The 15,865-nt window shown below is 71.8% G+C and carries 19 protein-coding genes; 5 read left to right on the top strand and 14 right to left on the bottom strand.

Going from position 1 to position 15,865, the window contains the following annotated elements; translation table 11 throughout:
- Together BLR02_RS14460 and BLR02_RS29510 are read right to left on the bottom strand one after the other, a co-directional pair.
- Positions 1–201: a hypothetical protein gene (locus BLR02_RS14460; RefSeq protein ID WP_090560262.1), complete on the bottom strand. Its 201-nt coding sequence runs from the start codon at positions 199–201 to the stop codon at positions 1–3.
- A 7-nt stretch (positions 202–208) separates the two neighbouring features.
- Positions 209–400 (bottom strand): hypothetical protein, encoded by a 192-nt coding sequence (locus BLR02_RS29510; protein ID WP_176849573.1) that lies wholly within the window; start codon positions 398–400, stop codon positions 209–211.
- A 467-nt stretch (positions 401–867) separates the two neighbouring features.
- Here BLR02_RS29510 and BLR02_RS14455 point away from each other — a divergent pair, with 467 nt between their 5' ends.
- On the top strand, positions 868–1,809 hold the full coding sequence (locus BLR02_RS14455; protein ID WP_090663695.1) for a hypothetical protein: 942 nt from the start codon (positions 868–870) through the stop codon (positions 1,807–1,809).
- Positions 1,810–1,816: 7 nt separating this feature from the next.
- Here BLR02_RS14455 and BLR02_RS29505 read toward each other — a convergent pair whose 3' ends face one another.
- From BLR02_RS29505 to BLR02_RS14420, 8 genes are all read right to left on the bottom strand, one after another.
- Positions 1,817–1,954 (bottom strand): hypothetical protein, encoded by a 138-nt coding sequence (locus BLR02_RS29505; RefSeq protein ID WP_176849572.1) that lies wholly within the window; start codon positions 1,952–1,954, stop codon positions 1,817–1,819.
- A 64-nt stretch (positions 1,955–2,018) separates the two neighbouring features.
- The gene (locus BLR02_RS14450; protein WP_090663694.1) at positions 2,019–2,894 is read right to left on the bottom strand and encodes a lipid A biosynthesis lauroyl acyltransferase; all 876 of its coding nucleotides are present in this window, start codon (positions 2,892–2,894) and stop codon (positions 2,019–2,021) included.
- A 2-nt stretch (positions 2,895–2,896) separates the two neighbouring features.
- On the bottom strand, positions 2,897–3,919 hold the full coding sequence (locus BLR02_RS14445; protein ID WP_090663693.1) for a zinc-binding dehydrogenase: 1,023 nt from the start codon (positions 3,917–3,919) through the stop codon (positions 2,897–2,899).
- 37 nt (positions 3,920–3,956) lie between these two features.
- Positions 3,957–5,225 carry a beta-ketoacyl-ACP synthase gene (locus BLR02_RS14440; protein ID WP_090663692.1) on the bottom strand — a complete coding sequence of 423 codons (1,269 nt, stop codon included), beginning with the start codon at positions 5,223–5,225 and terminating at the stop codon, positions 3,957–3,959.
- Complete coding sequence (locus tag BLR02_RS14435) at positions 5,222–6,367, bottom strand: beta-ketoacyl-ACP synthase (protein WP_090663691.1); 1,146 nt, start codon at positions 6,365–6,367, stop codon at positions 5,222–5,224. Before BLR02_RS14435 ends, BLR02_RS14440 begins: the two co-directional genes overlap by 4 nt.
- On the bottom strand, positions 6,364–6,816 hold the full coding sequence (locus tag BLR02_RS14430; RefSeq protein ID WP_090560268.1) for a 3-hydroxyacyl-ACP dehydratase FabZ family protein: 453 nt from the start codon (positions 6,814–6,816) through the stop codon (positions 6,364–6,366). The genes BLR02_RS14435 and BLR02_RS14430 overlap by 4 nt, the downstream gene beginning before the upstream one ends.
- Before the next feature lie 10 nt (positions 6,817–6,826).
- Positions 6,827–7,117: an acyl carrier protein gene (locus tag BLR02_RS14425; protein ID WP_090560269.1), complete on the bottom strand. Its 291-nt coding sequence runs from the start codon at positions 7,115–7,117 to the stop codon at positions 6,827–6,829.
- 109 nt (positions 7,118–7,226) lie between these two features.
- Positions 7,227–8,186: a Bug family tripartite tricarboxylate transporter substrate binding protein gene (locus BLR02_RS14420; protein ID WP_090663690.1), complete on the bottom strand. Its 960-nt coding sequence runs from the start codon at positions 8,184–8,186 to the stop codon at positions 7,227–7,229.
- Positions 8,187–8,309: 123 nt separating this feature from the next.
- Between BLR02_RS14420 and BLR02_RS14415 the strand changes: the two genes are divergently transcribed.
- Positions 8,310–9,476, top strand: coding sequence for an acyl-CoA dehydrogenase family protein (locus tag BLR02_RS14415; RefSeq protein ID WP_090560270.1), 1,167 nt, complete (start codon positions 8,310–8,312; stop codon positions 9,474–9,476).
- Between the two features lie 4 nt (positions 9,477–9,480).
- Here the strand turns inward: BLR02_RS14415 and BLR02_RS14410 are convergent, their stop codons facing one another.
- Genes BLR02_RS14410 through BLR02_RS14395 form a run of 4 tightly spaced genes read right to left on the bottom strand, consistent with a single transcriptional unit; the run spans position 9,481 to position 11,424 of the window.
- A complete protein-coding gene (locus BLR02_RS14410) occupies positions 9,481–10,230 on the bottom strand; it encodes an SIR2 family NAD-dependent protein deacylase (RefSeq protein ID WP_218127951.1) in 750 nt (249 codons plus the stop codon).
- Positions 10,231–10,241: 11 nt separating this feature from the next.
- On the bottom strand, positions 10,242–10,829 hold the full coding sequence (locus BLR02_RS14405) for a DUF938 domain-containing protein (protein ID WP_090663689.1): 588 nt from the start codon (positions 10,827–10,829) through the stop codon (positions 10,242–10,244).
- Complete coding sequence (locus BLR02_RS14400; protein WP_090663688.1) at positions 10,826–11,179, bottom strand: type II toxin-antitoxin system PemK/MazF family toxin; 354 nt, start codon at positions 11,177–11,179, stop codon at positions 10,826–10,828. The genes BLR02_RS14405 and BLR02_RS14400 overlap by 4 nt, the downstream gene beginning before the upstream one ends.
- Entirely contained in the window at positions 11,176–11,424 is a 249-nt protein-coding gene (locus BLR02_RS14395) for a hypothetical protein (RefSeq protein WP_090663687.1), read from the bottom strand. The genes BLR02_RS14400 and BLR02_RS14395 overlap by 4 nt, the downstream gene beginning before the upstream one ends.
- A gap of 259 nt (positions 11,425–11,683) precedes the next feature.
- Here BLR02_RS14395 and thrC point away from each other — a divergent pair, with 259 nt between their 5' ends.
- From thrC to BLR02_RS14380, 3 genes are all read left to right on the top strand, one after another.
- On the top strand, positions 11,684–13,087 hold the full coding sequence (thrC, locus tag BLR02_RS14390) for a threonine synthase (protein ID WP_090560274.1): 1,404 nt from the start codon (positions 11,684–11,686) through the stop codon (positions 13,085–13,087).
- 162 nt (positions 13,088–13,249) lie between these two features.
- The gene (locus BLR02_RS14385; protein ID WP_090663741.1) at positions 13,250–14,455 is read left to right on the top strand and encodes a M16 family metallopeptidase; all 1,206 of its coding nucleotides are present in this window, start codon (positions 13,250–13,252) and stop codon (positions 14,453–14,455) included.
- Between the two features lie 46 nt (positions 14,456–14,501).
- Positions 14,502–15,833: a TldD/PmbA family protein gene (locus tag BLR02_RS14380; RefSeq protein ID WP_090663686.1), complete on the top strand. Its 1,332-nt coding sequence runs from the start codon at positions 14,502–14,504 to the stop codon at positions 15,831–15,833.
- Positions 15,834–15,865 lie beyond the last annotated feature (32 nt).

Below are 15,865 nucleotides of genomic sequence, written 5' to 3'. Positions count from 1 at the left end.
CTAATTGCCCTCCGTCTGCCGTGCCGAGGGGGTGATGTCCCATAGGACATCGGCATGTCCTTCCCGCGAGAAGCGCACGGTAAGGCCGCATACCGACGAAGCCTGGCCCGCATAGCCCTGCCGGGCCTCACTCAGCGCATCCAGCATCTTACGTTGCATGATGCTGATGGTCGCCGCTGGTACATGCGCTTCGTCGATCATGCGTGGATCAGGACCCTAGGAAGCCTTGAGGGACAATCGAGCCCTCCTTCGCGGGCTGGAAGAGGAACTCCTCCAGCGCGATGCGCGCCAAGACGCTCATCACTGTAATCGCTGCGGTACCGAGCATGAAGGCAACCATTGGTAAAGCTCCTCTGTGCTTTTCCCTCCCCTCACTTGCCGTCATGCTGCGCTGCAACATGGGCGCATTCAAGGCTAAAGCGCGCCGACCTGACCTCCTTGAGAGGTGATGAGGCATATTGGCCACTCCCTGTGGTTGCGCAGGCAGCCTCCATTTGCCGCATCGAAATCGTGAAGCTGTGGAATTGGTGGCTGTGATGCCTGCCAGGCAACCCGATGGGCGCCGTGCGGTCCCATCCGAAAGTGCATTCGGTCTGCCAGTGCCAGGCTGTGCCGCCACGCCACACGGCCTTGGTAACCTCAACAGGACGCGATCGCCGACCACCCGGCGATGGGCCGGCGGAGCCAATCAACCATAACTCCTTCCTCACGCCTTTTTGTGTGATAATCTGCCATCGGCGCTGCCCATCGTCCTAAAAAAGGCCGATCAATCCCAAGGGGATGCAGGGGGAAGTTGGGATGTCAGCGGAACTGTCCATCAGGGGGCAGCGGTCCCCGAGTCGTTATTCGCCCGCATTCGGCGGCAGTGTGGAACGCCTGCCGGAAGGCTGGGTCTGCGGCCGCCACTGCGATATCGGCGGCGATCCGGGCCGCCCGGTCCGGATGGATCTGGTGCTGATGCATCCGGGCCTCGGCATCGCCCTGCTCGATATCGGCGAGCCGAGCGAGGGAGCCGAGCAGGTGTTGCGCGGCCGGCTGGAGGAGGCCCGGTTCGGCGCCATCTTCGGCGGCTATCTGCCCATCATCCAGGGCCGCATCGGGGCCGATGAGGTGCCCGTCATCGCCGAGATCGCCCGCGCCTTCGACCGGCAGCCGCCGCTCAGCGTATCCGGCGGCAGCGCCTGGATGTCGACCGCATGCCGGTTGATCACCCCGATCGATCGCATCTGGGCCGACAATTGGGAGGGGGCGCCGAATCGACTGGCTGGCCAGCGCCCGAGCCAGGCCATGCCCGAACGGCGGGCGACGGTGGTGCCGCTCCGCCGCATGGCTGCGGTGCCGCCGCCCGCGGCGGAGCCCGATGACATGACCCTGCCGCCCATACCGCCGAGGCGGTCCTGGATGCGATGGGGCATCGCGGCGGGTGGTGGGTTGACCGGCCTGGCGGCGCTCGCCCTGCTGGCCTGGCCGGTTGGCCGGCCGGCGCCGGAGCCGGCCCGGCCGGTGGCGGCGCAAGCCCCGGTGGCGCCGGCCACCCCTTCGCCCACGCTGACCGCCACGCCTGTTCTGGCGATGCCCGCTGTGCCGCCGCCCATCCTGCCGGCGGCGCAGATGCAGTCCGGCACGCCTGCACGGGCAGCTGTGGCGCCGGTTGTCACGCCACCGCCCACGCAGAGCGCGCCCGCGGCGAAACGCCCGCCGTCACGCCAGGTGCGGATCGTCCGGCCAGTGCGCGACCGTGCGGCCACTGCCCGCAAGCCGGCCCGGCCGGCCCAGCCGGCAGCCACCCGCACGCCGGGGCGGACCTGACCGGCGGCTACTGGTAGCCGCCGCTCTTCTCCCGCTCCTTCGCGGCGGCTTCCTGGGCGCCGGTATCGACCTTCTTCTCCTCCGTCACCTTGGGCGGGGCGGGCTGCTTGGTGGAGTCCTGGGGCTGTGCCTTGTCGTCGGCCATGGCGTCTCTCCGATCCGGCGGTGAGTAAGGCCAACCGGCATGGGCTGCCCGAGTTCCGCGGCGGCTACCGCCAGCGCCGGTGCATCCAGAGCCATTGGCCCGGATGCTCCCGCACCCAGCCCTCGACGATGCGGTTCAGCAGCGCCGTCGCCGCCTCGACATCGACGCGGCCCCTGGCATCGCGCGGCAGCTCCACCGCCTCGGTCAGCTCCAGCCGGAACCGTCCACCAGGCAGGCGGATGGCCCGCGCGCCATGCACCGGGCAGTCGAAGCGCCGCGCCAGCCGCGCCAGCAGCGGGTTGGAATAGGCCGGCCGGCCGAGGAAGGGCACCTGCGGCCCGCGCCCGAAGCGCTGGTCGATCAGCATGCCGACATGCAGCCCCTCATCCAGCGCCTCCATCATGCGGATCGGCGCGGCGACGTCGGCGGCGATCAGACGGCCCATGAGGCCTTCGCGGAGCCGGCGGATATCCGCAGCCACGGCGCGGTTGTTCGGCGTCCGGTAGAGCACCGCCGAGGGCAGCCCGTGCCGCGCGGCGGCGACGGCGGGCAGCTCCCAATTCGCAAGATGGGCGGCGAAGAAAAGGGCCGGCTTGCCGTCCTCCCGCAGCGCCAGGAAGCGCTCGACCACCTCCGGGTCGATCTGGATCCGGCCCGGGGGGCGTTCGGGATCGAAATCCCAGATCCGCTCCAGATGGACGTATTCCGCCGCCGTCCGGCCGAGATTGTCCCAGGCCTCCGCGGCGATGCGCGCGTGCTGCCCGGCCGTCATCTCCGGGAAGGCGGCGGCGATATTGGCGAGGGCGATGCGATGGGCCTTCACCAGCGGCCCGACCCGCCGCGCCACGGCCGCGCAGAGTGCCCCCGCCCGGTCGGGCCCCAGCCCCCGCACCAGCGCGAAGAGCAGCCGCACCAGCGCCGCGACCGCCCGGTCCCGCATGGTCAGAGGGTGACGACGATCTTGCCGAAGACCTGACGCGTCTCGAGCCGCGCCAGCGCCCCGGCGAAACCCTCGAGCGGCGCCACGGTATCGATCACCGGCCGCAGCCCGCCCGCCATCTTGTCCAGGCCGTCGGCGACGTTGCGCATGGCGGCGCCGAAGCTGCCGATGATCCGCAGCTGCCGCTGGAAGATCATCATCAGGTTGGTCTCGGCCGAGACGCCGGAGGTGCTGCCGCAGGTGACGAGCCGCCCGCCCATCCGCAGCGAGAGCAGCGAGCCCGCCCAGGTCGTCGCCCCGACATGCTCGAAGACGACATCAACGCCGCGCTTCCGCGTCACCTTGCGCGCCACGCTCTCGAAGCGGTCGGTTGTGTAGTTCACCACATGGTCGGCGCCGAGCTCGCGCACCCGCCGGCATTTCTCATCCGTGCCGGCGGTGGCGATGACCGTGCAGCCCATGGCCTTGGCCATCCGCACGGCAACGGTGCCGATGCCGGAACCCGCGGCCTGCACCAGGATCGTCTCGCCCGGCTCCAGCCGCGCATTGTCGAAGAGCATGTGCTCCACGGTGGAGAAGGTGATGGCGGCGCAGGCGGCATCCTCGACCGCGATGCCGTCGGGCACCGGCACGCAGAGCCGCGCCTGCTGGTTCGCCAGCTCCTGCGCGAAGCCGTCGAGATGGAAGCCCTTCACCCCGGCGACATTCTCGCAGAGATTGTCCCGCCCCTCGCGGCAGGCGCGGCAGGCGCCGCAGGTCTGCGCCCCATAGGGCACCGCGCGCTGGCCGATGCGCCAGCCGGCGACGCCCTCGCCGATCGCCACCACCTCGCCCACGGCCTCAGCGCCCACGGTCAGCGGCAGGCTGCGCTTGGCGAAGGCCATGCCGCGCCAGCCCCAGACATCGATGTGGTTGAGCCCGACGGCGAGCATCCGGAGCTGCACCTCGCCCGGACCGGGCGGCGGCGGCGGCGGCACATCGGCAATTCGTGTGTCGCGGTCGCCGAAGAGCTGCAAGGCCCTCATGATGCATGCGCCTCCGGCGCGCGGGCCATGGGGCCGCTCACGGCGCCGCCCCCAGCACGAGGCACACATTCTGCCCGCCGAAGCCGAAGCTGTTGGACAGCACGCGCCCTACCTTCGCCGCCCGCGCCCGGTTCGGCACCACGTCGAGCGGGATGGTGGGGTCCGGCACCTCATGGTTGATCGTCGGCGGCAGCATCCCGTCGCGGATCGTCAGCAGGCTGAACACCGCCTCGATGGCGCCGGCGGCCGAGAGCGTGTGGCCGATCATCGACTTGTTGGAGGAGATCGGCGGCGGCGCATCGCCGAAGACGGCGCGCATGCCGAGCGTCTCCATCTTGTCGTTCTCGGGCGTGCCGGTGCCATGCGCGTTGACATAGTCGATCTGCGCGGCCTCGAGCCCCGCATCGGCGATCGCCGTCCGCATCGCCCCGATGATTGCCCCGCCATCCGGGTTGCTGCGGGTGCGGTGGAAGCTGTCGGCCCGCTCGCCGGCGCCGAGCACGAGGCCGAGCACCTCCGCCCCGCGCGCCTGCGCCGATTCCAGGCTCTCCAGCACCAGCGCCGCGGCGCCCTCGCTCATGACGAAACCCTCGCGCGTCTTCTCGAAGGGGCGGGAGGCGCGCTCCGGCTCCTCGTTCCGGGCCGAGAGGGCGGAGAGCAGGGAGAAGCGGATCATCGGCTCCGGCGCCACGCTGCCCTCGGCGCCGATGCAGAGCGCCGCCGCGGCCTCGCCTCGCTGGATCGCCTCGAGGCCGAGCTGGATGGAGGAAGCCCCCGTCGCGCAGGCGGTGGTGACGGAGACCGGGGCGCCGCGCGTGCCGAAGCGATCGGCCAGCCGCTCGCCGATGCCGCCGAAGAGGAACATCTCGAACAGGTCCCCGCGCCCCGCCGCGGCGGCGATCATCGCGGGGTAGCTGCCTGCCGCCTCGCCATTCGTGCGCCGGGCCAGCTCCAGCCGTTGCGGCCATTCCACCTCGACCGGCGGCATGCCGAGGAAGAGCGGGCCGGGGAAGGGGCCGCCGATCCCGGCCTGCGCCACCGCCTCGGCGGCGGCCAGCGCCGCCATCCGCTCGACCCGCTCGGGCGAGGAGAAGGGCGGGCGCCCGGCCTCCTCCGGCAGGACCACCTGGCCGGCGATGCTGGTCTTCAGGTGCTCGGTCGGGAAGCGGGTGATGCGGCTGATGCCGGAGCGCCCGGCCAGCAGCCCGGCCCAGCTCTCGGCGACGCCGAAGCCGAGCGGCGTCACCAGCCCCATGCCGGTCACGGCGACGATGTGCCGCCCCGCATGGTCGCGCAATCCGCTCATCCTTCCGCCTCCTCCCCGACCGGCTCCAGCACGGCCAGCGCCTCGCCGCGCCAGAGGCCGAAGCCCGTCACCAGCGCCTGCGGCACCAGCCCGGCCTGCAGGGCAAGGGCGGCGAGGGCCAGATTGGCCGGGAAGCTCGCCTCCATCCCATGCCCCAGCAGGTCCGTGGTGAAGCGCACCGGCCCCGCCTCCGTCAGGGTGTCGAGGAAGGCCCGTTCCTCCTCCAGCGCCCCGGCCACGCCGCTCGCCCCGGAGAAGACCGCATGGCCCGGCCGCAAGGGCAGGCCCTCGGCCAGCGCCAGCGCCGAGGCGCGGGCGGTATCGCCGCCACGCCGCCGCGCCGCGCCGTTCCGCACCGCGCCGATCGCGGCGAGGCCCCGCGCGCCGCGCGCCCGGGCATGGCGCGCCGTCTCCAGCACCAGGAAGGCGCCGAGGCTGCCCGTCACCATCCCGCCGCCGGGCCGCCCGGCCAGCGGCACCCAGTCGCCACGCAGGAGGCCGCCCGAGGGGGAGAAGAGCAGCAGCATGTCCCAGCGGCCGGCGGCATAGGCGCCGCCCACCAGCGCCGTCTCGCCCCGCCCCTCGGCCAGGCGCGCCGTGGCGATCCGCACCGCATCCGCCGCCGCCGATTCCTCGCCCATGAAGGTGCGGGAGGAGCCGGTGACGCCATGCACGATGGAGATGTTGCCGGCCAGCAGGTTGGAGAGCTGGGCGAGGAAGAGGGTCGGCCGCAGCCCGTTGGCCAGGCGCTCGTTCAGCAGCGGCCCGGCCTCGCCCGGCGGCAGCGCGGCCAGCTCGCGGCAGATCGCCTCATCCAGGGCCACGTCGCGCTCGCCCCCGCCGGCGGCGACGAGGAGGTGCATCTCCCCCGCCAGCCCGCGGGCGCCGGCATGGTCGAGCGCCAGCCCGGCGGCATAGGTGCCGAGGCGCTGCCAGGGCTCCATCTGCCGCTGGTCGCCCTTCTTCGGGATCTGCGCGTCGAGGGCGAGGCTGGGCAGCGGGTGGATGGGGAAGGGGGCGAAGCTCGCGGCATCCACGACCGGCTTCGCATCAGGCGCCCGCAGCGCCGCCAGATGCGGCTCCACCCCCTCGCCGAGCGAGGAGACGAGGCCGATGCCGGTGATCCAGACCGGCTCGCTCATGCGAGGAGGCCGATCCGCGCCGCCTGCGCCCGCATGGCGGCCGCGAGTTCCGGCGCCGGGAAGTCCTGGATGCTGAATTTCATCTCGCGCACCTCGCAGATACGCTTGCCGGCACTGGTGATGGCGGCATCGGTGACGGCGAAGCCGGAGCCTTCATGCACCAGCCGCGCGGTCACGCTGAGGGTCTCACCTGGCCGCACGAAGCGGCGCAGCTTGGTCTCCCGGCTGCCGGTGAGGAAGGCCATGCGGGCGAAGCCCAGCCGCGCCAGCAGCAGGTAGCCCGAGGCCTGCGCCATGGTCTCGACCAGCAGCACGCCGGGGACCAGCGGATGGCCGGGAAAATGCCCCTCGAAGACCGGGCTCGCCTCCGGCACCACGGCCTCGGCGGCGATGCTCTCGGCATCGGCCGAGAGCACCCGGTCGATCATCTGGAAATATTCGAGGCGCACCGCCCTGGGCTCAGGCCGTGCCGGCGGATTTGGCCGCCACCAGCTCCTCGATCCGCTTTGCCAGGTTCTCCATGACGAAATACTGCGAGGCCGGGGCGGTGCCCGCATTCACCTCCTGCGTCCAGGCCTCGACCGGCACCTTGATGCCGAAGGCCTTGTCGATGGCGAAGACGATGTCGAGGAAGTCGAGGCTGTCGATGCCGAGATCCTCGATCACATGGCTTTCGGGCTTGATGGTGTCGCGCGGGACGTCACTGGTCTCCGCGATGATGTCGGCGATGCGGTCGAACGCCGAGGCCATGGGCTGTCTCCGGGCGGCAAGGGGCAGGGCAGGGGGTCTTGACCCGAACCGGACCGCTTGGCAAGCGCGGCGATCGGTGCGGCCCTGGAAGGGAGCAGGCCCCGGCCGCTCAATCTGCCTTGATGCCGGCCGCCTGCACCAGCGCCGCCAGCCGTTCCACCTCGCCGGCGAGGAAGCGGCCGAATTTCGCGCCCGGCATGGGCCGGGGCAGGCTGCCGCTGGCCTCGATCCGGGCGACGAGCCCCGGCTCGGCCAGCGCCGCCAGCACCTCCGCCTCCAGCCGGGCCGCCCGCGCCTCCGGCACGCCGCGCGGCAGGAACAGGCCGAACCAGCCGACCGAGACGAGGTCGAGCCCGGATTCCCGGAGCGTCGGCACCTCCGGGAAGGCGGGCACCCGCTCGGCGCTGGTGACGGCCAGGGCCTTCATCCGCCCGCCCCGGACAGGCTCGGCCGCCGCCGCGATGGTCTGGAACATCACCTCGACGCGCCCGGCCATCAGGTCCGCATTGGCCGCCCCCGTCTCGCGGTAGGGCACATGGGTCATGTCGAGCCCGGCGGCGATGGCGAATTGGGCGCCGGCCAGGTGCAGCGAGGTGCCGTTGCCGATGGAGGCGTAATTCACCGGCCGCTGCCGCGCCAGGGCGATGAATTCGCTGACCGAGGCGACCGGCAGCGCCGCCGGCACCACCATGATGTTCGGCACCACCGCCAGCATGGCGAGCGGGGTGAAGTCGCGCTCGGCATCATAGGGCAGGTTGCGGAAGAGGAAGCGGTTCACCGCGATGGGCACGCCGTTCAGCAGCAGCGCATGGCCGTCCCGCTCGGCCTGGGCGGCGGCGGCGGTGCCGATGCTGCCGCCCGCCCCGGTGCGGTTCTCGATCGCCACCCCCTGGCCGAGGCCGCGCGCCAGCCCCTCGCCCACCGCCCGGCCGAGGAAATCCGCCGCGCCGCCGGGCGGGAAGGGGATGACCATCCGCAGCGGCCGGTCCGGGAAGGGCTGGGCCCGGGCCCGGCCGGCGAGGGCGAGGGTGGGGAGGGCAAGCAGGGCGCGGCGCGGGGCCTTGGTCATGCGGGTCTCCGTCGCCGCGGGTGGCGGCGCTGGCGCTCGCGGCAGCAAGCCCCATGCCAGGGGGCGGCTTGCCCCAAGGGCCCGCCCGGCCGATCCTGCGGGCCAGATCCCGGGAGGAACCACATGGATTTCGGCCTTTCGCCCGAGCAGGAGGCGATCATCGAGGGCGTCGCCGCCACCTGCCGCCGCTTCGGCGACGACTACTGGCGCGACTGCGAGGCCGAAGCGCGCTTCCCCCGCGAGTTCCACCGCGCCATGGCCGAGGGGGGCTGGCTCGGCATCACCATGCCGCCCGAGCATGGCGGCGCCGGGCTCGGCGTCACCGAGGCGGCGCTGATGATGCACACGGTCGCCCGGCATGGCGGCGGCATGGGCGCGGCCTCGGCGCTGCACATCAACATGTTCGGCCCGCACCCGATCGTCGTCCACGGCACGGCGGAGCAGAAGGCGCGCTGGATCCCGGCCCTGGTCGCCGGCACCGACCAGGCCTGCTTCGGCTTCACTGAGCCGAATGCCGGGCTGGATACCACCAGCATCACCACCTTCGCGCAGCGCGTGCCGGGCGGCTACCGGGTGAACGGGCGGAAGATCTGGACCTCGACTGCCCAGGTCGCCAACAAGATCATGCTGCTGACCCGCACCACGCGGAAGGAGGAGGCGGCCCGGCCCTCCCAGGGCATCACCCTCTTCTACACCGACCTCGACCGCAGCCGGGTCGAGGTGCAGCGCATCCCGAAGATGGGCCGCGCCGCCGTCGATTCGAACATGGTCTTCATCGACGACCTCTTCATCCCGGAGGAGGACCGCATCGGCGAGGAAGGCCGCGGCTTCTCCTACGTGCTCGACAGCCTGAACCCCGAGCGCATCCTGATCGGCGCGGAGGCGGTGGCGATCGGCCGCGACGCGCTGGAGCGTGCCAGCCGCTATGCGCGGGAACGCGTCGTCTTCGGCCGGCCGATCGGGCAGAACCAGGCGATCCAGCATCCGCTGGCCGAATGCTGGGCGGGGCTCGAGAGCGCCTGGCTGATGGTGATGAAGGCCGCCTGGCTCTACGACAACGGGCGCCCCTGCGGCGCCGAGGCGAATACCGCGAAGCTGCTCGGCGCGCGCGCCGGCTACGAGGCCTGCCTCCGCGCCGTGCTGACCCATGGCGGCATGGGCTACGCCAAGGAATATGTGGTGGAGCGGCTGCTGCGCGAGGTGATGATCAACCGCATCGCCCCGGTCTCGGAGCAGATGATCCTCTCCTTCATCGCCGAGCGGGTGCTGGAGCAGCCGAAGAGCTACTGACCCCTCAATTCACCCCGACCGCCCCGCCCAGCACATCGCCGATGCTGCGGTGGATGACGAGGTCGGCGATGTCGTCGAGCCCCGTCTCCTGGATGTTCAGGATGACGAGGCCGGCGCCGCGCCGCTTCGCCATCTCGGGGAAGCCCGCCGCCGGATAGACGACGAGGGAGGAGCCGAGCACCAGGCAGAGATCGGCCGTCATCACCGCCTCCTGTGCGCGGAGCATCGGCCCCTCCGGCATGGACTGGCCGAAGCTGATGGTCGCCGTCTTGATGAGCCCGCTGCAGGCCCGGCACTCCGGCACGTCGCCGTCGCGCTCGAAGGCGCCGCGGAGCTCCTCGATCGAGTAGCGCGTGCCGCAGTCGAGGCAGGCGCCATAGGTGGTGTTGCCGTGCAGCTCGATCACCTGGGCGTCGGGGATGCCGGAGGCCTGGTGCAGCCCGTCGATATTCTGGGTGATGACATCGGTGACCTTCCCCTCGCGCACCAGCCGCGCCACCGCCCGGTGGCCGCGATTGGGCTCGGCCGCGCGCAGCCGGGCATCGGCGGCGAAGCGGCGGCGCCAGCTCTCGCGCCGCAACTCGGCCGAGGCGAGGAAGTCCTGGAACATGATCGGCTTCATCTGCTCCCAGACCCCGCCGGGGCTGCGGAAGTCGGGGATGCCGGATTCCGTGCTGATCCCGGCCCCGCTGAAGACCACGATGCGCCCTGCATCCGCGATCATCCGGCGCAGATCGGCGGTGTCCTGGTCCATGGCGCCCTCCCTCAGCGGCGGAATATCAAGGTCAGGTTGTTCGCCGGCATCGCCTCCACAATGGGCGGGGCGAAACCCTCGGCCGCAGCCGCCTCCGTCACGGCCTCGAGGTCGCGGATGCCCCAGGTGGGGTCGCGGGCGCGGAGGTCGGCGTCGAAGGCGGCATTGCTCGGCGCGGTATGCGCCCCGCCCCGCCGGTAGGGCCCGTAGAGCACCAGCACCCCGCCCGCCTCGAGGCACCCCGCCGCCCCCCGCAGCAGCCCGAGCGTCGCCGCCCAGGGCGCGATGTGGATCATGTTGACGCAGAGCACCGCCGCGGCCGCCGGCCAGCCACCGCCCATGGCGTCGAGCACCATCGCCGGCCGCAGGTTCGGCAGCCCCGCCCCCCAGGCGTCGATGCCCGGCAGCGCCGCCGCCTCGCGCTCGCTGGGCTGGAAGGCGAGGTGGGGCAGGGCGGCGGCGAAGTGGGCGGCATGCTCGCCGGTGCCGCTGGCCACCTCCAGCACCAGCCCGGCGGGCGGCAGGTGCCGCCGCAGCACGGCGAGGATCGGCTCCCGGTTGCGCAGGGTGGCCGGGGCATGGCGGCGCGGGCCGGTCATGCGAGGCCGATGGCGAGGGCGATGCGCTCGCGGATCTCGCCTAACTGCTGTGGTGTGATACGGGATTCGGTCGCTCGCAGTCGCAGCTTCGAGGTGGCGGCGACATGGTGCGGCAGGGCGTAGCAGGGCTTGGCACAGCCATTGTCCGCTGTCGGCTCAATCCGTACCGCAAGGCCCGCCGGGGCGAATTCCGCATCCTCCGTCAGCGGCACCAGGATGACGTTCGGATAGTCGGGAAACAGGTCGTCATCTTCCACGACTATGGCCGGCCGCCGTTTGTTCGGCTCCTTCGGCAGGCCATCCCGCCAATCGGCGAGCACGATCTGCCCAGCCCTCAGCGCGAGGCTCATTCGCGGTCGTGGATGGGCGCCGGCGTGCCCCAGGCTGCGCAGAATGCCTGCGCCTCGGGAGAACGGGCGATATAGGCGGCCACCCTCTGTGTTTCCGCCCGGATCTTCTCCCGCCGCACCCGCTTCGCCTCCGCCGTCGCCAGGTCGCGCAGATAGGTCGAGAGCCCGATCCCACGCTCCCGCGCCGCGCCCTCCAGCGTGGACTGGACCGCCTCGTCGAGCCGGACCGACACCGGAGCACCCATGGCAGCACCTCCAAACACACATGACTGTAGTCTACCGACGTATTACATTCAACGACGGACCCTTAGTCCGGCCTGATCCCCGCCACCTTCAACACAGGCCCCGAGCGGCGGCGAAATCCGCCACCACCTTCTGGTAGCCCGCCGCGTTCAGCGGCTGCGGCGGCGGGTAGAGGCAGACGCCCTCCGGCGGGATCCGCATGGCCGGGCAACCGCCATGCCAGCTTGGTTCCGCCGCCCCGACGCACTAGGTTCCGCCGCGATGCGTTATCTCAGCACCCGCGGCCAGGCCGCGCCCCGCGATTTCGAAGGCGTCCTGCTGGCCGGCCTCGCCGAGGATGGCGGGCTCTTCCTGCCGGAATCCTGGCCGAGCCTCTCGGCCGCCGAATGGCGCGCCCTGCGCGGCCTGCCCTATGCCGAGCTTTCGGCCCGGCTCATCCACCCCTTCGCGGGCGAGGCGCTCTCCTTCGAGACGCTCCGGGCCATGACGGGGGAGGCCTATGCCGGCTTCGGCCATCCGGCCATCGCCCCGCTCGTCCAGCTCGACCAGCGGAGCTTCGCGCTCGAGCTGTTCCATGGCCCGACGCTCGCCTTCAAGGACATGGCGATGCAGCTGCTCGGGCGGCTCTTCGACCATGCGTTGGCCCGGCGGGGCGAGCGGATCACCATCGTCGGCGCCACCTCGGGCGATACCGGCTCGGCCGCCATCGAGGCCTGCCGCGACCGCCATGCCATCGACCTCGTGATGCTCCACCCGGAGGGGCGGACGAGCGAGGTGCAGCGCCGGCAGATGACGACGGTGCTCTCGCCCAACATCGCCAACATCGCCATCCAGGGCAGTTTCGACGACTGCCAGGACCTGGTGAAGGCGATGTTCAACGACGCGCCCTTCCGCCGCGAGATGCACCTCGCCGCGGTGAACTCGATCAACTGGGCCCGTGTCGCCGCGCAGATCCCCTATTACGCCTATGCCGCGCTGGCCCTCGGCGCGCCGGACCGGCCGGTCGCCTTCTCCGTCCCCACCGGCAATTTCGGCAATGTCCTCGCCGCCTGGGCCGTGCGGCGGATGGGGCTGCCGGTCGAGCGGCTGATCATCGGCGCCAACCGCAACAACATCCTGGCGCGCTTCCTGGCCTCGAACGACATGTCGATCCGCACGGTGGAGCCGAGCTACTCGCCCAGCATGGACATCCAGGTCAGCTCGAATTTCGAGCGCCTGCTCTTTGAGCTGCTCGGCCGCGACGGCGCCGCGACGGCGGCCGTCATGGGGCGCTTCCGGGCCGAGGGGCTGATGCCCGTCCCCGATGCGGCCTGGCGCGAGGCGACGGCCCTGTTCCATGGCTTCACCCTCGACGATCCGGGGACGCTGGCCGAGATCCGCCGGCTCTGGACCACGGCCGGGTACCTGGCCGACCCGCATACCGCCATCGGCACCGCCGCCGCCCGGGCCCTGGCGCCGGAGGATCCCGGCATCCCCGTGGTGGTCGCCGCCACCGCCCATCCGGCCAAATTCCCCGATGCGGTCGAGGCGGCGATCGGCCTCCGCCCGCCCCTGCCGCCGCGCCTCGCCGATCTCTACGAGCGGCAGGAACGCTATTCGGGTGCCGCCCCGGACCTCGCCGTGGTCGAGGCGCTGGTGCGTGGCCATGCCCGGCGGAACGGCTGAGGCACCACCTCCCGATGGCAGCGGGCGGTGCGGAACCGCCCGGCCATGCCTACATAGAGGCCAGATCCCATCATCAGACCCGACAGGAACCGCCCTTTGTCATCGAACGAAGCCGTCCGCGTCACCCGCCTGTCCAACGGCCTCACCCTCGTCTCCGAGACCATGCCGCGGGTCGAGACCGTCTCCTTCGGCGCCTATGTCTCCGCCGGCACGCGGCATGAGAGCGAGGCCGAGAACGGCGTCTCCCACTTCCTCGAGCACATGGCCTTCAAGGGGACGGACCGGCGCGACGCGGCGACCATCGCGCGCGACATGGAGAATGTCGGAGGCCACCTGAACGCCTATACGGCGCGGGAGCAGACCGCCTACTACGCCAAGGTCCTGAAGGACGACCTGCCGCTCGCCGCCGACATCATCGGCGACATCCTGACGCACTCGACCTTCATCCCCGATGAGCTGGAGCGCGAGCGCGGCGTCATCCTGCAGGAGATCGGCCAGGCGAACGACACGCCGGACGACATCGTCTTCGACCATTTCCAGACGACCGCCTATCCCGGCCAGCCCATGGGCCGCCCGACCCTCGGCACCGAGGACATCATCAAGCGCATGAAGCGCGAGGTGCTGACCGGCTACATGCAGCACCATTACGGGCCGGAGCGCATGGTCGTCGCCGCCGCCGGCGCGCTGGAGCATGACCGGCTGATCGAGCTGGTCGAGCGGCATTTCCGCGACCTGCCCGAGGTCGCCCCGCCGCCGCCCGAGGCCTCGCGCTATGTCGGCGGCGAATTCCGCGAGGAGCGGGACCTCGACCAGGTTCATATCGTCCTCGGCTTCCCCTCCTGCGGCTACAAGGACCGGCTGCACTACCCGAGCCTGCTGCTGAGCACGCTGCTGGGGGGCGGGATGTCCTCGCGCCTGTTCCAGGAGATCCGCGAGAAGCGCGGGCTGGTCTACTCGATCTACTCCTTCGCCCATCCCTTCGACGATAGCGGCCTCTTCGCCGTCTATGCCGGCACCGGCGAGGCCGAGGCGGAGGAGCTGGTGCCCGTCACGCTGGAGGAGCTGCGCAAGGTGCAGACCGGCGTGACCCAGGACGAGCTCGACCGCGCCAAGGCCCAGCTGCGCGCCAGCCTGCTGATGAGCCTCGAGAGCACCGGCAGCCGGACCGAGCAGCTGGCCCGGCAGATCCAGGTGCATGGCCGCATCATCCCCATCGAGGAGACCAAGGCGAAGATCGCCGCCGTCACCATCGAGGAGGTGCAGGAGGCGGCGAGCCTCGCCTTCCGCGGCACGCCGACGCTGGCCGCCCTCGGCCCCGCCGGCAAGGTGCCGGGCGTCGCCGAGATCGCCGCCCGGCTCCGCGCATGAGCCGCGGACGCATCGCAGTGCCGGTATCTTCCGTGAGGGGCACCCCATGACCTCCCATGCCGACCTTCTCCAGGACCTCGTCGCCGCCGCCCGTGGGGCCGGCGCCGATGCGGCCGATGCGCTGCTGGTCGCCTCCGCCTCGCTCTCGGTCCAGCGGCGCCTCGGCAAGATCGAGCAGCTGGAGCGGTCCGAGGGCTTCGACCTCGGCCTCCGCGTCTTCCTCGGCCAGCGCCAGGCGATCGTCGCCACGACCGACCCCTCGCCGCGCGGCTTCCAGGCCCTGGCGGAGCGCGCCCTCGCCATGGCCCGCGTCGTGCCGGAGGATCCCTTCGCCGGCCTGCCCGAGGCGCCGGACGGGCTGATCTCCTCTGCGCTCGAGCTGGAGGACCCGGCCGAGCCCGGCGCCGAGGACCTCATCGCCCGCTGCGCCGCCGCCGAGGATGCGGCGCTGGCCATTGCCGGGGTGACCAATTCCGAAGGGGCCGATGCCGGCTTCTCGCGCTACACCGTGGCGCTCGCCGCCAGCAACGGCTTCGCCGGCGAATATACCCGCACCAGCCATTCCATCTCCGCCACGGCACTGGCCGGGCAGGGGACGGGGATGGAGCGGGACTACGACTACTCCAGCACCGTCTTCCTCGCCGACCTGGAGGATGCCGCGGCCATCGGCCGCCGCGCCGGCGAGCGGGCGGTCGCCCGCCTCAACCCCACCCGGCCGAAGACCGCGCGCATCCCGGTGGTCTATGACCCGCGCGTCGCGACCTCGCTGCTCGGCCATCTCGCCGGCGCCATCAACGGCGCCGCCGTCGCGCGCGGCACCAGCTTCCTGCGCGACCGGCTCGGCCAGCGCGTCATGGCGCCCGGCCTCTCGGTGATCGACGACCCGACCCGCCGCCGCGGCCTGCGCAGCCGGCCCTTCGACGGGGAAGGGATGCAGGGCATCCGCCGCGCCGTGGTCGAGGACGGCGTCCTCACCAGCTGGATCCTCGACTGGCGCAGCGCCCGCCAGCTCGGCATGGTCTCGACCGGCCATGCCAGCCGCGGCACCGGCGGCCCACCCGGCCCGGCGCCGACCAACCTCTACCTCGCCCCGGGCAGCCTGACGCCCACCGCGCTGATGGCCGATATCCGCGAGGGCCTCTATGTGACCGAGCTGATCGGCATGGGGGTGAACGGCGTGACCGGCGACTACAGCCGTGGCGCCGCCGGCTTCATGATCCGCGACGGGGCGCTGGCCGAGCCGGTCTCCGAGGTGACGATCGCCGGCAATGTCCGCGAGATGCTGCTCCACATGACGCCGGCGGACGACCTGGTATTCCGCCGCGGCACCGACAGCCCGACGGTCCGCGTCGAGGGGCTGACCATGGCGGGTGGCTGAGCACGCCTGCGCAACGTGAGCGGCGGTGATTC

Origin of the sequence: Belnapia rosea (assembly GCF_900101615.1) — a bacterium.
In the GTDB taxonomy this organism is placed as follows: domain Bacteria; phylum Pseudomonadota; class Alphaproteobacteria; order Acetobacterales; family Acetobacteraceae; genus Belnapia; species Belnapia rosea.
The sequence above is the reverse complement of the archived record's forward strand: the minus strand, read 5'-3'. Positions and strand labels throughout refer to the sequence as shown.

What these genes read in the sequence shown, in the direction of transcription:
- BLR02_RS14395 (WP_090663687.1), bottom strand. Translation starts at nt 11,424, where the DNA reads ATGGGTGCTCCGGTGTCGGTCCGGCTCGACGAGGCGGTCCAGTCCACG.
- BLR02_RS14440 (WP_090663692.1), bottom strand. Translation starts at nt 5,225, where the DNA reads ATGAGCGGATTGCGCGACCATGCGGGGCGGCACATCGTCGCCGTGACC.
- BLR02_RS14385 (WP_090663741.1), top strand. Translation starts at nt 13,250, where the DNA reads ATGCCGCGGGTCGAGACCGTCTCCTTCGGCGCCTATGTCTCCGCCGGC.
- thrC (WP_090560274.1), top strand. Translation starts at nt 11,684, where the DNA reads ATGCGTTATCTCAGCACCCGCGGCCAGGCCGCGCCCCGCGATTTCGAA.
- BLR02_RS14450 (WP_090663694.1), bottom strand. Translation starts at nt 2,894, where the DNA reads ATGCGGGACCGGGCGGTCGCGGCGCTGGTGCGGCTGCTCTTCGCGCTG.
- BLR02_RS14410 (WP_218127951.1), bottom strand. Translation starts at nt 10,230, where the DNA reads ATGGACCAGGACACCGCCGATCTGCGCCGGATGATCGCGGATGCAGGG.
- BLR02_RS14405 (WP_090663689.1), bottom strand. Translation starts at nt 10,829, where the DNA reads ATGACCGGCCCGCGCCGCCATGCCCCGGCCACCCTGCGCAACCGGGAG.
- BLR02_RS29510 (WP_176849573.1), bottom strand. Translation starts at nt 400, where the DNA reads ATGTTGCAGCGCAGCATGACGGCAAGTGAGGGGAGGGAAAAGCACAGA.
- BLR02_RS14435 (WP_090663691.1), bottom strand. Translation starts at nt 6,367, where the DNA reads ATGAGCGAGCCGGTCTGGATCACCGGCATCGGCCTCGTCTCCTCGCTC.
- BLR02_RS14415 (WP_090560270.1), top strand. Translation starts at nt 8,310, where the DNA reads ATGGATTTCGGCCTTTCGCCCGAGCAGGAGGCGATCATCGAGGGCGTC.
- BLR02_RS14460 (WP_090560262.1), bottom strand. Translation starts at nt 201, where the DNA reads ATGATCGACGAAGCGCATGTACCAGCGGCGACCATCAGCATCATGCAA.
- BLR02_RS14420 (WP_090663690.1), bottom strand. Translation starts at nt 8,186, where the DNA reads ATGACCAAGGCCCCGCGCCGCGCCCTGCTTGCCCTCCCCACCCTCGCC.
- BLR02_RS14380 (WP_090663686.1), top strand. Translation starts at nt 14,502, where the DNA reads ATGACCTCCCATGCCGACCTTCTCCAGGACCTCGTCGCCGCCGCCCGT.
- BLR02_RS29505 (WP_176849572.1), bottom strand. Translation starts at nt 1,954, where the DNA reads ATGGCCGACGACAAGGCACAGCCCCAGGACTCCACCAAGCAGCCCGCC.
- BLR02_RS14445 (WP_090663693.1), bottom strand. Translation starts at nt 3,919, where the DNA reads ATGAGGGCCTTGCAGCTCTTCGGCGACCGCGACACACGAATTGCCGAT.
- BLR02_RS14425 (WP_090560269.1), bottom strand. Translation starts at nt 7,117, where the DNA reads ATGGCCTCGGCGTTCGACCGCATCGCCGACATCATCGCGGAGACCAGT.
- BLR02_RS14400 (WP_090663688.1), bottom strand. Translation starts at nt 11,179, where the DNA reads ATGAGCCTCGCGCTGAGGGCTGGGCAGATCGTGCTCGCCGATTGGCGG.